We start from the raw sequence: 16,440 nt of genomic DNA, 5'->3' as shown, positions 1-16,440 counted from the left end.
CCAGCCGGTCCACCGGGGCCGGCGGGACCCGGGAGCAGGGCGGACCGGGAGGCCCCGGTGAGCGCGCCCCCCACCCCCACGCTGGACGGAGCGCTGCGGGCACAGCCTCCCTCCACGGGTGCGCTGCTGCCTCGCACGCCGGTCACCGGCCGCCGGCCGGGCCTGGCCCTCCAGATCGTCCTCGCCCTGGCCTGCGCGGGATACGCCCTCGGTGCCGCGTTCGGCTGGGGTTCCTACGAAGTGGCCCTCTTCATGGGCGACTTCGGGCTGAGCGCCGCGGCCGGCACCGCCGCCGTCTCGTGCTTCCTCTACGCCCGCAGCCGCCGCCCCCGCTTTCGACCCGCCTGGCTGTTGTTCGGCCTCTCCTCGACCATGGCGTCCCTGGGCAACCTCGTCTGGGGGTGGTACGAGGTGGTCCTGGGCCTGCCCGTGCCCAGTCCCAGCTACGCCGACCTGTTCTTCCTCTGCTTCGCGCCGCCCGCGATCGTCGGACTGCTCGTGCTCGCCAAACGGCCGGTGACCAAGGCCGGCTGGGTCTGTCTCGGGCTGGACGCCTGGCTCATCGGCGGCTCGCTGCTGACGCTGGCCTGGAGCCTCGCCCTCGCCCAGGCCGCGAAATCAGAAGGGCCCGGCGTGGCGCACATCGCGCTGTCGCTGGCGTACCCGCTGCTCGACATCGCCCTGGTGAGCATGGTCCTCGCCCTGCACTTCAGGCGGTCGGCGGTGAACCGCTCCGCGGTGAACACCGCCATCGGCGCCCTCGCCCTGACCGTGATGTGCGACGCCCTGTTCACCTCACCGCTCATGCACCACGACTACCGCTCCGGGCAGCTGCTCGACGCGGGCTGGTTCGCCGGCTCGCTGCTCCTGGCGTACGCCCCGTGGGCGGGGACGCGCGCGGAGGGCGACCGGCACGGCTCCGAGCGGCACGGCACCGCAGGGCACACCCGCGTGGTGCACGAGCACGTGCCGGGGCAGCGCGGCGGCAGCCACCACCAGGCGCTCCTGCCCGGCGTCGAGCACAGCCGGTATCAGGCCGCCCGGCCCATCGCCGGCTCCCTCGCCGCCCTCACGCCGTATCTCGCGGCCGCCGTGTGCACCCTGGGGATCCTCTACAACGTCCTCAACGGCCGCAGCGTCGACCGCGTGGTCCTGCTGACCGGAGGCACCGTGGTGCTCGCGCTCGTCGTGCGCCAGGGCATCATGCTGCTCGACAACATCACCCTCACCCAGGAACTGGCACAGAAGGAGAACCACTTCCGCTCCCTCGTGCAGGGCTCCAGCGACGTCATCATGATCGCCGCACCCAGTGGCGTCCTGAGGTACGTCTCCCCGGCCGCCGCCGGTGTGTACGGCCGCCCGGCGGAGGAGCTGGTGGGTACGGAACTGGCCAACCTCATCCACCCCGAGGACCTGGGCTGCGTCGTGCACGAGGTGCGCAGATTCCTCGCCGCCGACCCGGTCGAGGAACCCACCACACGCATCGAGTGCCGCTTCCGCTCGGGCGGCGGGGGCACCTCCCGCTCGAGTGAAGCCGAGAGCGGGGGAGGCTGGCTGAACGTCGAGTCGACCGTCAACCGTCATCACGGCGGCCTCATCTTCAACAGCCGCGACGTGACCGAAAGGGTGCGTCTGCAGGCCCAGTTGCAGCACAACGCCGAGCACGACCCGCTCACGGACCTGCCCAACCGGGCCCTGTTCACCAAGCGTGTCCAGCACGCCCTCTCGGGCCGCCGCGCCTCCGACCGGGGCGTGGCCCTGCGGAACACGGCCGTGCTGTTCATCGACCTCGACGGCTTCAAGGCCGTCAACGACACGATCGGGCACCAGGCCGGGGACGAGCTGCTCGTCCAGGCCGCCCGCAGGCTCCAGGACTCCGTCCGGCAGGGCGACACCGCGTCCCGGCTCGGCGGGGACGAGTTCGCGGCCCTGATCGCCGGGGACAACACCCGCGACCGGGACGCCCGCGAGCGGCACATACTGGAGCTCGCCGACCGCCTCAGGACGACGCTGTCCCAGCCCTACCTCATCGACGGCAACGATGTCCGTGTCAACGCCTCCATCGGCGTGGCCTTCGCCGAACCCGGCCTCGGCGCGGGTGAACTGCTGCGCAACGCCGACCTGGCCATGTACCGCGCCAAGGCCGGCGGCAAGGGCCGCGTGGAGCTGTACAAGCCGCAGATGCAGCAGGACGTCGTCCGCAAGGCCGAGCTCGCCACCCGCCTGCGGGCCGCGCTGCACGACGGGGAGTTCGCCCTGTTGCACCAGCCGGTGGTGTCCCTGGAGGACGGCCGGATCTCGTCGGTGGCCGCACAGGCGCGCTGGCGCTCCTCCCAGGGGGTGCTCTTCACCCCGGCGGAGTTCCTGCGCGTGGCCGAGGACGGCGACAAGACCGCCGAGCTGGGCCGGTGGATGATCGAGGAGGCCGTCGAGCAGGCCGCCGAGCGGCACGCGACCGGGCTGTCCGTGCCGGTCGTCGTGCGGATGAGCGCCCGCCGGCTGCTGGACCGGTCGATGCCGCTCGGCTCGATCGAGGCGCTACTCACGCGGCACGGGCTGCCGCCGGGGTCGCTGATCATCGAGCTGTCGGACGCCGACCCGAGGGTGTCACTGGACGAGCTGGAGCGGCGTCTGCGCGCCCTGCGGCGGGTCGGCGTACGGATCGCGCTCGACGGCTTCGGCAGCGGCTACGTGGCGATCACAGCCCTGCGGCGGCTCCCCGTCGACGTGCTGAAGCTCGACCGCGGTCTGGTCGAAGGCGTCGTCGAGTCCGCGCGCCTGCACAAGATCACCAGCGGGCTGCTGCGCATCGCTGGCGACCTGGGGCTGAAGTCCGTGGCGGAGGGGGTGGATCTGCCCGAGCAGGTCATCGCCCTGCGCGCGATGGGCTGCACGCACGGGCAGGGCATGGCGTTCTCCGGGCCGCTCGACGAGTACCGGCTGCGCCGGGCGCTCGCCGCGGGCCACTATCCGGTGCCCAACGGATCGGCCGAACCGGCGTTCGCGGGCGGCGCCCCGCGGGTGTACGGCTCGGGCGTGTCCGCCGTCATCGGAGGCGGTACCACGCTGCGCTCACATAATGAGACTCCCGTCCCACCTACTTGACAGTGAGTGGGTGCCGGGGGGAGGGTCAGTGCCATGCGCACCCGAATTCTCGTACTTGGAAAGCGCGTCGGCTGACGCTGAGCCTCGACCGCTCAGCGACCCCACCCGGCGCGCTCCCCTCGCTTGCCTTATGGCACGAGGGGTTTTTTGTTGCACAGGCACCTTTCGTGCAACAGCCGAAGACCGTACAAACCTCGCAAAAACCCTCAGCATCTGAGAAGAGAATGCCGATGACCGAGCAGGCCACCGGGGCCCACCACCCGCAGCCCCGGCCCCGATCCGGAGGACACTCCGCCCCCGAGCAGGTGACGGGCGCGCAGTCCCTTATCCGCTCTCTCGAGGAGGTCGGCGCCGACACGGTATTCGGCATTCCCGGCGGTGCGATCCTCCCGGCCTACGACCCGCTGATGGACTCGACCCGGGTGCGCCACGTCCTGGTCCGCCACGAGCAGGGCGCCGGTCACGCCGCCACCGGCTACGCGCAGGCCACCGGCAAGGTCGGTGTCTGCATGGCCACCTCCGGTCCCGGTGCCACCAACCTGGTCACCCCGATCGCCGACGCGCACATGGACTCCGTGCCGCTGGTCGCGATCACCGGCCAGGTGGCCTCGAAGGCGATCGGCACGGACGCCTTCCAGGAGGCGGACATCGTCGGCATCACCATGCCGATCACCAAGCACAACTTCCTCGTCACCAAGGCCGAGGACATCCCGCGGATCATCGCCCAGGCGTTCCACATCGCCTCCACCGGCCGCCCCGGCCCGGTCCTGGTCGACATCGCCAAGGACGCCCTCCAGGCGAAGACCACCTTCTCCTGGCCGCCCGCCATGGACCTGCCCGGCTACCGCCCGGTGACCAAGCCGCACGCCAAGCAGATCCGCGAGGCCGCCAAGCTGATCACCCAGGCCAGGCGGCCGGTGCTGTACGTCGGCGGCGGAGTGCTCAAGGCCAAGGCCACCGCCGAGCTGAAGGTCCTCGCCGAGCTCACCGGCGCGCCCGTCACCACCACCCTGATGGCGCTCGGGGCGTTCCCCGACAAGCACCCGCAGCACCTGGGCATGCCCGGCATGCACGGCTCGGTCGCCGCCGTCACCGGACTGCAGAAGGCCGACCTGATCGTCGCCCTCGGCGCCCGCTTCGACGACCGCGTCACCGGCAAGCTGGACAGCTTCGCCCCGTTCGCCAAGATCGTCCACGCGGACATCGACCCGGCCGAGATCGGCAAGAACCGCGCCGCCGACGTGCCGATCGTCGGTGACGCCCGCGAGGTCATCGCCGACCTGATCCAGGCCGTGCAGAAGGAGCACAGCGAGGGCCACCAGGGCGACTACAGCATGTGGTGGAATGACCTGAACCGGTGGCGCGAGACCTACCCGCTCGGCTACGACCAGCCCGACGACGGCTCGCTCTCCCCGCAGCAGGTCATCGAGCGCATCGGACAGCTCGCCCCCGAGGGCACGATCTTCGCGGCGGGCGTCGGCCAGCACCAGATGTGGTCGGCCCACTTCATCGAGTACGACAAGCCGGGCACCTGGCTCAACTCCGGCGGCGCCGGAACGATGGGCTACGCCGTCCCGGCGGCCATGGGCGCCAAGGCCGGAGCGCCCGAGCGTGCCGTCTGGGCGATCGACGGCGACGGCTGCTTCCAGATGACCAACCAGGAACTGACCACCTGCGCCCTGAACAACATCCCGATCAAGGTCGCCGTCATCAACAACGGCGCCCTCGGGATGGTCCGCCAGTGGCAGACCCTCTTCTACAACCAGCGGTACTCCAACACGGTCCTGCACTCCGGCCCGGACGACGTCAACCCCGAGGCCCGAGGCACCCGGGTCCCCGACTTCGTGAAGCTGTCGGAGGCCATGGGCTGCTACGCCATCCGCTGCGAGTCCCCGGACGACCTCGACAAGGTCATCGAAGAGGCGAACTCGATCAACGACCGCCCGGTCGTCGTCGACTTCATCGTCCACGAGGACGCGATGGTGTGGCCGATGGTCGCCGCCGGCACCTCCAACGACGAGATCATGGCCGCCCGGGACGTCCGCCCCGACTTCGGCGACAACGAAGACGACTGAGCGAGAGAGACGTAAAAGATCATGTCCAAGCACACGCTCTCCGTCCTGGTGGAGAACACACCCGGCATCCTCGCCCGGATCGCCGCCCTGTTCTCCCGCCGCGGCTTCAACATCGACTCGCTCGCGGTCGGCGTCACCGAGCACCCCGACATCTCCCGCATCACCATCGTCGTCGGCGTGGAGGACCTGCCGCTGGAGCAGGTCACCAAGCAGCTCAACAAGCTCGTCAACGTGCTGAAGATCGTCGAGCTGGAGCCGTCGCAGGCGGTGCAGCGCGAACTCGTCCTGGTGAAGGTGCGCGCCGACAACGAGACGCGTTCCCAGATCGTCGAGATCGTCCAGCTGTTCCGCGCCAAGACCGTCGACGTCTCCCCGGAGGCCGTCACCATCGAGGCCACCGGATCCGGTGAGAAGCTGACCGCGATGCTCAAGATGCTGGAGCCGTACGGCATCAAGGAGCTCGTCCAGTCCGGCACGATCGCGATCGGCCGCGGTGCCCGTTCGATCACGGACCGGTCGCTGCGCGCCCTGGACCGGTCGGCGTAAGACCCGAAACGGGCGGTCGGCGCGCCGTCGACCGCCCGTATTCCGAGACCCACAGACTTCCCTTCCGCCCCCCGTCATACGGTGGGACGCAACACCTGCACTCCCGAGGAGAGAACCCAAAGTGGCCGAGCTGTTCTACGACGCCGACGCCGACCTGTCCATCATCCAGGGCCGCAAGGTCGCGGTCATCGGTTACGGCAGCCAGGGCCACGCCCACGCGCTGTCGCTCCGTGACTCGGGTGTCGACGTGCGCGTCGGTCTGCACGAGGGCTCCAAGTCCAAGGCCAAGGCCGAGGAGCAGGGCCTGCGCGTGGTGAGCCCGTCGGAGGCCGCCGCCGAGGCCGACGTCATCATGATCCTCGTCCCGGACCCGATCCAGGCCGAGGTCTACGAGAAGCACATCAAGGACAACCTGAAGGACGGCGACGCCCTGTTCTTCGGCCACGGCCTGAACATCCGCTACGGCTTCATCAAGCCCCCGGCCGGCGTGGACGTCTGCATGGTCGCCCCGAAGGGCCCGGGCCACCTGGTGCGCCGTCAGTACGAGGAAGGCCGTGGCGTTCCCTGCATCGCCGCCGTCGAGCAGGACGCCACGGGCAACGGCTTCGCGCTGGCCCTGTCCTACGCCAAGGGCATCGGCGGCACCCGTGCCGGCGTCATCAAGACGACCTTCACCGAGGAGACCGAGACCGACCTGTTCGGTGAGCAGGCCGTCCTCTGCGGTGGTACCGCCGCCCTGGTCAAGGCGGGCTTCGAGACCCTGACCGAGGCCGGCTACCAGCCGGAGATCGCCTACTTCGAGTGCCTGCACGAGCTGAAGCTGATCGTCGACCTCATGTACGAGGGCGGCCTGGAGAAGATGCGCTGGTCGATCTCGGAGACCGCCGAGTGGGGCGACTACGTCACCGGCCCGCGCATCATCACGGACGCCACCAAGGCCGAGATGAAGAAGGTCCTCGCCGAGATCCAGGACGGCACCTTCGCGCAGCAGTGGATGGACGAGTACCACGGCGGCCTGAAGAAGTACAACGAGTACAAGAAGCAGGACTCCGAGCACCTGCTGGAGACCACCGGCAAGGAGCTGCGCAAGCTCATGAGCTGGGTCGACGAGGAGGCGTAAGCCGCCCGTCCGAGGGGCCGGAGCGAACCCGCTCCGGCCCCTTCGGCGAACCCCGGGTAACGTCGGTGGTACGGCGTTGTCCATCCCGTCCGGCCACGGACGGGTGATCCTTCCGCAGCGGCACAGGACGACGCCCCATGCGCCACTAGACTGCTGCACACATACGCGTCAGGCCCACAGCGTCGTGCGTCTCCAACGCGGCAAGCACCCCTCCACCGCCTGCGGCCGTCGGGACGGCCGTCCGCAGCACTGGACTTGTGAGGACTCACGTGAGCTCGAAACCCGTCGTACTCATCGCTGAAGAGCTGTCGCCCGCCACCGTCGACGCCCTGGGCCCGGACTTCGAGATCCGGCACTGCAACGGCGCGGACCGGGCCGAGCTGCTCCCGGCCATCGCCGACGTGGACGCGATCCTGGTCCGTTCGGCCACCAAGGTCGACGCCGAGGCGATCGCCGCCGCGAAGAAGCTGAAGGTCGTCGCACGAGCCGGCGTCGGCCTGGACAACGTGGACGTCTCCGCCGCCACCAAGGCCGGCGTGATGGTCGTCAACGCCCCGACCTCCAACATCGTGACCGCCGCCGAGCTGGCCTGCGGTCTGCTCGTCGCCACCGCCCGCCACATCCCGCAGGCCAACGCCGCGCTGAAGAACGGCGAGTGGAAGCGCAGCAAGTACACGGGCGTGGAGCTGGCCGAGAAGACCCTCGGTGTCGTCGGTCTCGGGCGCATCGGCGCGCTCGTCGCCCAGCGCATGTCCGGGTTCGGCATGAAGGTCGTCGCCTACGACCCCTACATCCAGCCCGCCCGCGCCGCGCAGATGGGCGTCAAGGTGCTGTCGCTGGACGAGCTGCTCGAGGTCTCCGACTTCATCACCGTGCACCTCCCCAAGACCCCCGAGACGGTCGGCCTCATCGGCGACGAGGCGCTGCGCAAGGTCAAGCCGAGCGTGCGGATCGTCAACGCCGCGCGCGGCGGGATCGTCGACGAGGAGGCGCTGTACTCCGCCCTCAAGGAGGGCCGGGTCGCCGGTGCCGGTCTCGACGTGTACGCGAAGGAGCCCTGCACGGACTCCCCGCTGTTCGAGTTCGACCAGGTCGTCTGCACCCCGCACCTCGGTGCCTCCACCGACGAGGCGCAGGAGAAGGCCGGTATCGCCGTGGCCCGCTCGGTGCGCCTCGCCCTCGCCGGTGAGCTCGTTCCGGACGCGGTGAACGTGCAGGGCGGTGTCATCGCCGAGGACGTCAAGCCGGGTCTGCCGCTCGCCGAGCGCCTGGGCCGGATCTTCACCGCGCTCGCCGGTGAGGTCGCGGTCCGCCTCGACGTCGAGGTCTACGGCGAGATCACCCAGCACGACGTGAAGGTGCTGGAGCTGTCCGCACTCAAGGGCGTCTTCGAGGACGTCGTCGACGAGACGGTCTCCTACGTCAACGCGCCGCTGTTCGCGCAGGAGCGCGGCGTCGAGGTGCGTCTCACCACCAGCTCCGAGGCGACCGAGCACCGCAACGTCGTCACGGTGCGCGGCACTCTCGCCGACGGCGAGGAGGTGTCGGTGTCCGGCACGCTGGCCGGCCCCAAGCACCTCCAGAAGATCGTCGCGGTCGGTGACTACGACGTGGACCTCGCGCTCGCCGACCACATGATCGTGCTGAAGTACGAGGACCGTCCCGGTGTCGTCGGCACGGTGGGCCGCATCCTCGGTGAGGCGGGCCTCAACATCGCCGGCATGCAGGTGTCGCGTTCGGTGGCCGGCGGCGAGGCGCTTGCGGTCCTGACCGTGGACGACACGGTGACCGCGAACGTCCTGGCCGAGGTGGCCGCGGAGATCGGGGCGACCTCGGCCCGGTCGGTGAACCTGGCCTGACCTTCCCGGGGGCTCGGCCCCCGGACGCCCGTTCATGTGAACGGGCTCGTCCTCAGACGCCGGACGGGCTGAGCTGATCAGCCCGTCCGGCGTTTTTCCGTACCTCCGCCCGCCGCAGGGTCGGCACCGCCGCTCCCGCCGCGCAGGCCAGCAGCAACGCGCCCGTGACGGCCGCCGCGTGCATGCCGCTGGTGAAGGCCTCGCGCGCCGCCGTCGCCAGGGCGTCCCCCGCGCGCCCAGGGAGCCGGTCGGCCACGGCCAGGGCGCCGCCCAGGGTCTCGCGTGCCGCTGCGGGGGCCGAGGCCGGGATCTCGTGCCGGAAGACGGCCGCGCCGATGGAGCCGAGGAACGCCATGCTCAGCGCGCCGCCGAACTCCGTGCCCGTCTCCAGCAGGGACGACGCGGCACCCGCCCTCTCCACGGGAGCGGCGCTCAGGGCCAGGTCCGCCACCTGCGACATGACGGCCACGACGCCGCAGGCCAGGACGGCGCACGCGGCCAGCAGCAGCCAGAGGGAATCCGTACCGGCCAGGGTCAGCATCACGTAGCCGCACGCGGCGACCGCGAAGCCTGCGCCGACGACGTGCGCGCGGGGAACGCCCCGCTGCACCAGCTGTGCGGAGACCGGGGCCGCGAGGCCGATCGGCACCGACGGCAGCAGGCTCCACAGCGCCGCTTCGAGGGGGCCCTTGTCCAGGACCGACTGGATGTACTGGGTCGTGAAGTACGCCGAGCCCATCATGCCGAAGGCGGCGGCGAGGTTGAGGACGACGGCCGGGCTGAATCCGCGGGCCCGGAACAGGTCCGGCGAGATCAGCGGGGAGGCCGCCGTGCGCTGGCGGTGGACGAACAGCGCGGCGAAGAGCAGGCCGACGGTCACCGACATCACGTACCGCACGTTCCAGCCCTCGGCCGCGAGTTCCTTCAGGCCGTAGATCACGGGGAGCACCGCCGCCATCGACAGCGGGACGCTCAGCAGGTCGAAGCGGCCGGGGTTCGGCGTGCGCGACTCGGGCAGCAGGACGGGGCCGAGGGCCAGGAGCAGCAGCATCGCGGGCAGGTTGACCAGGAAGACCGAGCCCCACCAGAAGTGTTCGACGAGCACCCCGCTCATCACCGAGCCGAGCGCGATGCCGGCCGTCATCACCCCCGACCACACACCGATCGCCTTGGTCCGCTGTGCCGGGTCGGTGAACATCGTGCGCACGAGCGCCATCGTGGACGGCATCAGCGTCGCGCCGCCGATGCCGAGGACCGCGCGGGCGGCGATCAGGGTCTCGGCGCTGTCGGCGTAGGCCGCGACCAGCGAGGCCGTGCCGAAGGCGGCGGCGCCGATCAGCAGGAGCCTGCGGCGGCCGATGCGGTCGCCGAGCGAGCCCATCGTCATCAGCAGGCCGGCCAGCACGAAGCCGTAGATGTCGAAGATCCACAGTTGCTGGGTGGCGCTCGGCTCCAGGTCGGCGCTGATCGCGGGGATCGCGAAGTAGAGGACCGAGACGTCCATCGAGACCAGCAGCAGCGGGAGCATCAGCACGCCGAGGGCCGTCCATTCGCGGCGGCCGGCGAGGACGGGAGGGGGCTGTTTCGTCGTCATGGGCAGGACTGTACGAGCGTATTAAACGCGTGTCTAGTACGACTGTTTAATACGCCCGTCTGGATTCCGGGTTAGGGTGGCGTGCCATGGGACACCGTGAGGATCTGCTGGAGGGCGCCAAGCGCTGCCTGCTGGCGAAGGGCTTCCTGCGCACGACCGCGCGCGACATCGTCAAGGAATCGGGGACCAACCTGGCCTCGATCGGCTACCACTACGGCTCCAAGGACGCGCTGCTGGCGCAGGCGTACGTGGAGATGGTGGAGGGCATGTCCGACGCCTTCGAGGGCGGTGGTGAGCTGCGCGGGGAACCGGGGTCGCCGGAGCGCTTCACCGACGTCTGGGCGAACATCATCGGGACCATGCGGGAGCCCGGTTCGATGTGGCGGCTCAGCATGGAGATCGTGGCCATGGGGGAGCAGTTGCCGGAGGTGCGGGAGCATCTGGCGCGGGCCCAGCGGGAGGGGGCGCGCGGCATCGTGACGCTCTTCCACGGCGGACCCGAGGAGGAGGTGACGGACGAGCAGGTGGACACCCTCGGGTACTTCTACCTGACCCTGATGATGGGTCTGATGGCGCAGTGGACCTTCGACCCGGAGAGCGCGCCGGAGGCCGAGCAGCTCGCAGCGGGGCTCCGCCGGGTGATCGAGGCAGCCGAGGGGAAGTGACGCCTCACCCGGGTGCTCCGACGACCGAGTCGATGGCGGACGCGGTGTCGGGGGCGGTCCGGGTGGGAGCGTGGGCCGTCCCGGTCCAGGGACGGCCCGCCGACACCCAGACGCTGCGGGCGCCGATGCCGGCCGCGCCGACGATGTCGGCGTGCGGGGAGTCGCCGATCACCCAGGCACCGTCGAGCGTGGCGCCGACGGCGGCGGCAGCGGCGTGGAAGATCTGCGGCGCGGGCTTCTTGTGGCCGACGGCCTCGGAGACGGCCCAGCCGTGGGTCAGCGCGTCGAGGCCGGTGGTGCGGATCTTCCTCTCCTGTTGGGAGGTACGGCCGTTGGTGACGATGGCGAGGGTCCAGCCGGCGGCGGTGGCCTTCTCGAGTGCGGTGCGGACGGGCGCGGACAGCACGACACGGTCGGCCGCGCCCCGGTCGAGCAGAGCGCGGACCGCGTCCCGGGGAACGCGGTCGCCGTACCGCCCGTCCATGGCCCGGGCGACCTCCGGGCGGGGCGTGTACCCACTGGCGTCGACGGTCATGAGCCAGTCGATGTCGTCCTCGGGCAGCCCGTGCTCGGTCAGGAAGTCCAGCAGCGTGGCGCGGTAGGCGGCGTCCCGGTCGATCAGGGTGTTGTCGAGGTCGAGCAGCAGCAGGGGCATGAACGGGCCGTCCTCACAGTCGGTGTGCCTTGAGGGCCATGTGCAGCAGCAGACGGTCCTCGCCGTCGTCCAGGTCGAGGCCGGTGAGCTTCTCGATCCGGGACAGGCGGTAGTACAAGGTCTGGCGGTGGATGCCCAGCTCGGCGGCGGCCCGGGCGGCCTGCCCGGCGCAGTCGAGGTAGACCTCGGCGGTCCGGGCGAGTTCGTGATGGACCGGGGTGAGCAGTGCGCGGGCGACGGGGTCGTGAGCGACGTCGGGGGGCAGGGCCGTGAGCAGCCGGAACGGCCCGATCGACGCCCACTGCGCGACCGGCCCGAAGCGCGCCTCGGCCAGCGCGGCCCGGGCGGCCGCCGACGCCTCCCGCCAGGCGGTCGCCGACTCGGCGAGGCCGGAGCGGGGGGTGGCGATACCGGCGGCTGCCGAGCCCGGGCCGCCGCTCGCCCCGCTCGCCCCGCTGGCCCCGCTCGCCCCGCTGGCCCCGCTCGCCCCGATTCTCGTCCCGCTGGTCCCGCTGGTCCCGCTCGGCCCGCGCTCCGGGCCGCTTCCGCCGCGCGTCCTCTCCAGCAGCCGCCCCGCGGCCGTGGTCGCCGGAGTCAGGACGTCCGGGGAACGCAGGCGGATCAGCACCGCCAGACACTGGGCCGTCGCCCCCCACGGCAGGGTGCACAGCGCCGTCGCCCCCGGGACCGCCCGGACCGACGGAGCGTCGTCCGGCTCGGCCGAGGGCCAGGGGGCAACGCACATCAGGGCGTGGAGGCCGTCGGCGCGGGGGCCGAGGGCCGTTCGGAGCTCGGCGACGGCCATGTCGCTCTGCCAGCCGGGCTCGGCGGTGAGGACGGCCCGGAGCTCGCGGCTGAGGTCGGCGCCGTGCTGCGCCTCGTCCGCGAGCAGGGCGCCTATGCGGGCCGTGACCCGCATGGCGGCGGAGAGCTGGCGCTCGCTCGGGCCGGGATCGTCGTCCAGGAGCCAGACGTAGCCGTGCACCACGCCCCGGTGGCGGACGGGGAGGCAGATCCGTCCGCGGTAGACCCCGGCCTCCGGTGTCGGAGGGATACGGACCGGGGCTGTCGCCCGGGTGATGCCGAAGCCCTCGAACCAGGCCCGGACCGCCGCCGTCGAACGGCGGGTGAGGATCGAGCGGGTGCGCACCGGGTCCAGGGCCGACGGATCGAGGTCGCCCTCACTGTCGTAGGCCCCGAAGGCGATCAGCTCGAAGTCCCGGTTCTCCAGGGTCGCGGGCGCGCCGAGCAGCTCCGAGATCTCGTCGACCAGCTCCTCGTAGTCGCCCCTGTGTTCCGACGTCACCCGGGCATTGTCGCGCACTTCCCGGACCCCTTCATACATCTGTCTGAGATCTGCGGCACGGATGCGTGACAGCTGTCGATGGCCCACGATCGGAGGGATCCTTAGGTTTCACGGTGGTTCTCCGTGCCGTACCCGACGCGTCGTCCGCGAGGGGTCCGGCCTTCACGTTGCTGGTGCTTGGAGGTGCCCCGTGCTGGGTCCCGTGATTCTCGCCGCGTCTCGCAGCGACCGGATGCGACGCCTGATCTCGGCGGCCCCGGTGACCAAGCAGGTCGTCGACCGCTTCATCCCGGGCGAGGACGTCGACGACATCGTCCCCGTCGTCCGGAGCCTGACCGAGCAGGGGCTGGAGCTGACGATGGACGTCGTCGGCGAGGACATCACCAACCCCGCGCAGGCCGCCGCCGCCCGGGACGCCTACCTGGAGCTGGTCGACCGCCTCAAGCCGCTGGAGCTCGGCACCCGTGCCGAGATGTCGGTGAAGCTGTCGATGTTCGGGCAGGCCCTGGACGACGGCCACGAGCTGGCCCTGAAGAACGTCCGCCCGGTCGTCGAGGCCGCCGCCGAGATCGGCACCACGGTCACGCTCGACGCCGAGGACCACACCACCCTCGACTCGATGTTCGCCATCCACGAGGAGCTGCGGAAGGACTTCCCGCAGACCGGCTGCGTCATCCAGGCCTACCTGTTCCGCACCGAGGCCGACGCCCGCCGCCTCGCGGAGAGCGGCAGCCGGGTCCGCCTGGTCAAGGGCGCGTACAAGGAGCCCGCCTCGGTCGCTCACCAGGACAAACACCAGATCGATCGGGCGTACGTTCGCATTCTGCGGACGTTGATGCGGGGGGAGGGGTACCCGATGATCGGGTCCCACGACCCGCGCCTGATCGCGATCGGCCAGGAACTCGCCCACCAGGCCGGGCGCAAGCTCGACGAGTACGAGTTCCAGATGCTCTACGGCATCCGCACCGACGAGCACCTGCGGCTGGCCGCCGAGGGCCACCGGATGCGCGTCTACACCGCGTACGGCACCGACTGGTACGGCTACTTCATGCGCCGTCTCGCGGAGAAGCCGGCCAACCTGCGCTTCTTCGCCCGTTCGATGCTCACCAAGGGCTGACAGCCCGACAAGGGCCGAGAGCCCGACAAGGGCCGAGACCGAAACACCGCTCAGTAAGGAGTTACGGAAAAAATGGACGCTGTGACCCAGGTCCCCACCCCCGTCAACGAGCCGGTGCACGGCTACGCCCCCGGCTCGCCCGAGCGGGCCCGGCTGGAGGCCCGGCTGAAGGAGCTGGCCGACAACCCCGTCGACCTGCCCTGCACCATCGGCGGCGAGAAGCGGATGGGCGGCGGCGAGGCCTTCAAGGTCGTCCAGCCGCACAACCACCAGGCCGTGCTCGGCACGTACCGCAACGCCACGCAAGCGGACGCCCAGGACGCCATCGACGCGGCCCTGGCCGCCGCTCCCGCCTGGCGTGCGATGTCCTTCGACGACCGGGCGGCGATCATCCTGCGCGCCGCCGAGCTGCTGTCCGGCCCGTGGCGCGAGACGCTCGCCGCCTCGACCATGCTCGGCCAGTCCAAGACCGCCCAGCAGGCGGAGATCGACACGCCCTGCGAGCTCATCGACTTCTGGCGCTTCAACGTCTCCTACGCCCGCAAGCTGCTGGCCGAGCAGCCGCCGGCCAACTCCCCGGGCGTGTGGAACCGTCTGGACCACCGTCCGCTGGAGGGCTTCGTCTACGCGATCACGCCCTTCAACTTCACCGCCATCGCGGGCAACCTGCCGACGGCCCCGGCCCTGATGGGCAACGTCGTCGTCTGGAAGCCGTCCCCGACGCAGACGCACGCCGCCGTGCTGCTCATGCAGCTGCTGGAGGAGGCCGGTCTGCCCAAGGGCGTCATCAACCTCGTCACCGGTGACGGTATCGAGGTCTCCAAGGTCGCCCTGGAGCACCGCGACCTCGCCGGCATCCACTTCACCGGCTCGACCCCCACCTTCCAGTACCTGTGGAAGACGGTCGGCAACAACATCGAGAAGTACCGGACCTACCCGCGCCTCGTCGGCGAGACCGGCGGCAAGGACTTCCTGGTCGCCCACCCCTCGGCCGACCCGGCGATCCTGAAGACGGCGTTCACCCGCGGTGCTTTCGAGTTTCAGGGCCAGAAGTGCAGCGCCACCTCCCGGGCGTACATCCCCGCCTCCATCTGGAACTCCGGTTTCAAGGAGGAGCTGGCCGCCGAGGTGGACGGCATCAAGATGGGTGACGTCACCGACCTGTCGAACTTCATCGGCGCCGTCATCGACGAGCGTGCCTTCGCCAAGAACAAGGCCGCCATCGACCGGGCCAAGGAGGACCCGACCTGCACGATCGTCGCGGGCGGCACCTACGACGACTCCGTGGGCTGGTTCGTCCGCCCGACCGTCATCGAGTGCACCGACCCGGAGAACGAGGTCTTCCGCACCGAGTACTTCGGCCCGATCATCGCCGTGCACGTCTACGAGGACGACCAGTACGACGAGATGCTGACCCAGATGGAGTCCGTCTCCGACTACGCGCTGACCGGCTCGGTCATCGCCAACGACCGCGCCGCGGCCGCCTACACGGCCGACAAGCTGCGCTACGCGGCCGGCAACTTCTACATCAACGACAAGTCGACCGGTGCCGTCGTCGGCCAGCAGCCCTTCGGCGGCGGCCGGGCCTCCGGCACCAACGACAAGGCCGGCGCCCCGCAGAACCTGATGCGCTGGACCCTGACCCGCGCCATCAAGGAGACCCTGGTCCCGCCGACCGACTACACCTACCCGCACATGGGCTGACAGTCAGCCGCACCGACGGGCCGGGTCGCGAAATGACCTGGCCCGTCGGCATGTCCGGGGGAAGACTGGGCCGATGACCACCCGAGCGCGCACCGCCCACACGGCCGACCTCAGCCCCGCCGAACTCGACGCCGTGCGCCGCCTCCTGGAGGCCGCCTTCGAGGGCGACTTCGGCGAGGAGGACTGGGACCACGGCCTCGGCGGTATGCACGCCCTCGTGCACGACGGCTCGGGGCTCGCCGCGCACGGCGCGGTCGTGATGCGCCGGGTGCGGCACCGTGGCCGGTGGTTGCGCACCGGGTACGTCGAGAACGTCGCCGTCCGCGCCGACGCGCGCCGCACCGGCCTCGGCGGGCTGGTCATGGCGGAACTGGAACGCGTCGTCGACCGCGCCTACGACCTCGGCGCCCTCTCCGCGAGCGACGACGGAGCCCGGCTCTACACCTCCCGCGGCTGGGAGCCGTGGCCCGGCCGGGTGCACGCCCTCAGCCCGCGGGACGGCGTCGTCCGCCTGCCGGACGAGGAGGGCAGCACCTACGTCCGCACCGCCCTGGCCGGCTCCCTCGACCCTGGGCAGGAACTGCTCTTCGACTGGCGCGACGGCGACGTGCTCTAGAAATCACCGCAGGTCAGAGCAGTGTGACCCAGTCCACCGTCTCAGATAGTAGGAAGTCCGAGTAATTGTGGAGACAGA

General features: G+C 70.7%; 12 protein-coding genes. 9 read left to right on the top strand and 3 right to left on the bottom strand.

What is annotated here, in order from left to right:
- The first annotated feature begins 57 nt into the window (after positions 1-57).
- From ACFY5B_RS27645 to serA, 5 genes are all read left to right on the top strand, one after another.
- Positions 58-3,105: a putative bifunctional diguanylate cyclase/phosphodiesterase gene (locus tag ACFY5B_RS27645; RefSeq protein WP_389973958.1), complete on the top strand. Its 3,048-nt coding sequence runs from the start codon at positions 58-60 to the stop codon at positions 3,103-3,105.
- Between the two features lie 230 nt (positions 3,106-3,335).
- Positions 3,336-5,180, top strand: a complete 1,845-nt coding sequence (locus ACFY5B_RS27640) for an acetolactate synthase large subunit (protein WP_389973955.1) — start codon at positions 3,336-3,338, stop codon at positions 5,178-5,180.
- Positions 5,181-5,201: 21 nt separating this feature from the next.
- Positions 5,202-5,726 carry an acetolactate synthase small subunit gene (gene ilvN, locus ACFY5B_RS27635; protein ID WP_003993148.1) on the top strand — a complete coding sequence of 175 codons (525 nt, stop codon included), beginning with the start codon at positions 5,202-5,204 and terminating at the stop codon, positions 5,724-5,726.
- A gap of 121 nt (positions 5,727-5,847) precedes the next feature.
- Entirely contained in the window at positions 5,848-6,846 is a 999-nt protein-coding gene (gene ilvC / locus ACFY5B_RS27630) for a ketol-acid reductoisomerase (protein ID WP_030851456.1), read from the top strand.
- 269 nt (positions 6,847-7,115) lie between these two features.
- Complete coding sequence (gene serA / locus ACFY5B_RS27625; protein WP_389973951.1) at positions 7,116-8,705, top strand: phosphoglycerate dehydrogenase; 1,590 nt, start codon at positions 7,116-7,118, stop codon at positions 8,703-8,705.
- A gap of 52 nt (positions 8,706-8,757) precedes the next feature.
- On the opposite strand, the gene ACFY5B_RS27620 is transcribed toward serA, so the two are convergent.
- A complete protein-coding gene (locus ACFY5B_RS27620) occupies positions 8,758-10,299 on the bottom strand; it encodes an MFS transporter (protein WP_389973949.1) in 1,542 nt (513 codons plus the stop codon).
- Between the two features lie 86 nt (positions 10,300-10,385).
- Here ACFY5B_RS27620 and ACFY5B_RS27615 point away from each other — a divergent pair, with 86 nt between their 5' ends.
- Positions 10,386-10,964, top strand: a complete 579-nt coding sequence (locus tag ACFY5B_RS27615) for a TetR/AcrR family transcriptional regulator (protein WP_389973946.1) — start codon at positions 10,386-10,388, stop codon at positions 10,962-10,964.
- A 4-nt stretch (positions 10,965-10,968) separates the two neighbouring features.
- Here ACFY5B_RS27615 and ACFY5B_RS27610 read toward each other — a convergent pair whose 3' ends face one another.
- Together ACFY5B_RS27610 and ACFY5B_RS27605 are read right to left on the bottom strand one after the other, a co-directional pair.
- Complete coding sequence (locus tag ACFY5B_RS27610) at positions 10,969-11,619, bottom strand: HAD family hydrolase (RefSeq protein WP_389973943.1); 651 nt, start codon at positions 11,617-11,619, stop codon at positions 10,969-10,971.
- Positions 11,620-11,632: 13 nt separating this feature from the next.
- Entirely contained in the window at positions 11,633-12,964 is a 1,332-nt protein-coding gene (locus ACFY5B_RS27605; protein ID WP_389973940.1) for a PucR family transcriptional regulator, read from the bottom strand.
- 151 nt (positions 12,965-13,115) lie between these two features.
- Here ACFY5B_RS27605 and ACFY5B_RS27600 point away from each other — a divergent pair, with 151 nt between their 5' ends.
- The 3 genes from ACFY5B_RS27600 to ACFY5B_RS27590 all read left to right on the top strand — a co-directional run bounded on the left by ACFY5B_RS27600 (position 13,116) and on the right by ACFY5B_RS27590 (position 16,362).
- A complete protein-coding gene (locus ACFY5B_RS27600; protein WP_389973937.1) occupies positions 13,116-14,042 on the top strand; it encodes a proline dehydrogenase family protein in 927 nt (308 codons plus the stop codon).
- Between the two features lie 72 nt (positions 14,043-14,114).
- Positions 14,115-15,746 carry an L-glutamate gamma-semialdehyde dehydrogenase gene (gene pruA / locus ACFY5B_RS27595; protein ID WP_389973934.1) on the top strand — a complete coding sequence of 544 codons (1,632 nt, stop codon included), beginning with the start codon at positions 14,115-14,117 and terminating at the stop codon, positions 15,744-15,746.
- Positions 15,747-15,819: 73 nt separating this feature from the next.
- Complete coding sequence (locus ACFY5B_RS27590; RefSeq protein WP_389973930.1) at positions 15,820-16,362, top strand: GNAT family N-acetyltransferase; 543 nt, start codon at positions 15,820-15,822, stop codon at positions 16,360-16,362.
- Positions 16,363-16,440: the final 78 nt, after the last annotated feature.

The sequence above is a fragment of the Streptomyces sp. NPDC013187 genome (assembly GCF_042899705.1).
In the GTDB taxonomy this organism is placed as follows: Bacteria; Actinomycetota; Actinomycetes; order Streptomycetales; family Streptomycetaceae; genus Streptomyces; species Streptomyces hawaiiensis_A.
Note: the sequence above shows the minus strand (reverse complement) of the source record. Positions and strands in the feature narration are given on the sequence as shown.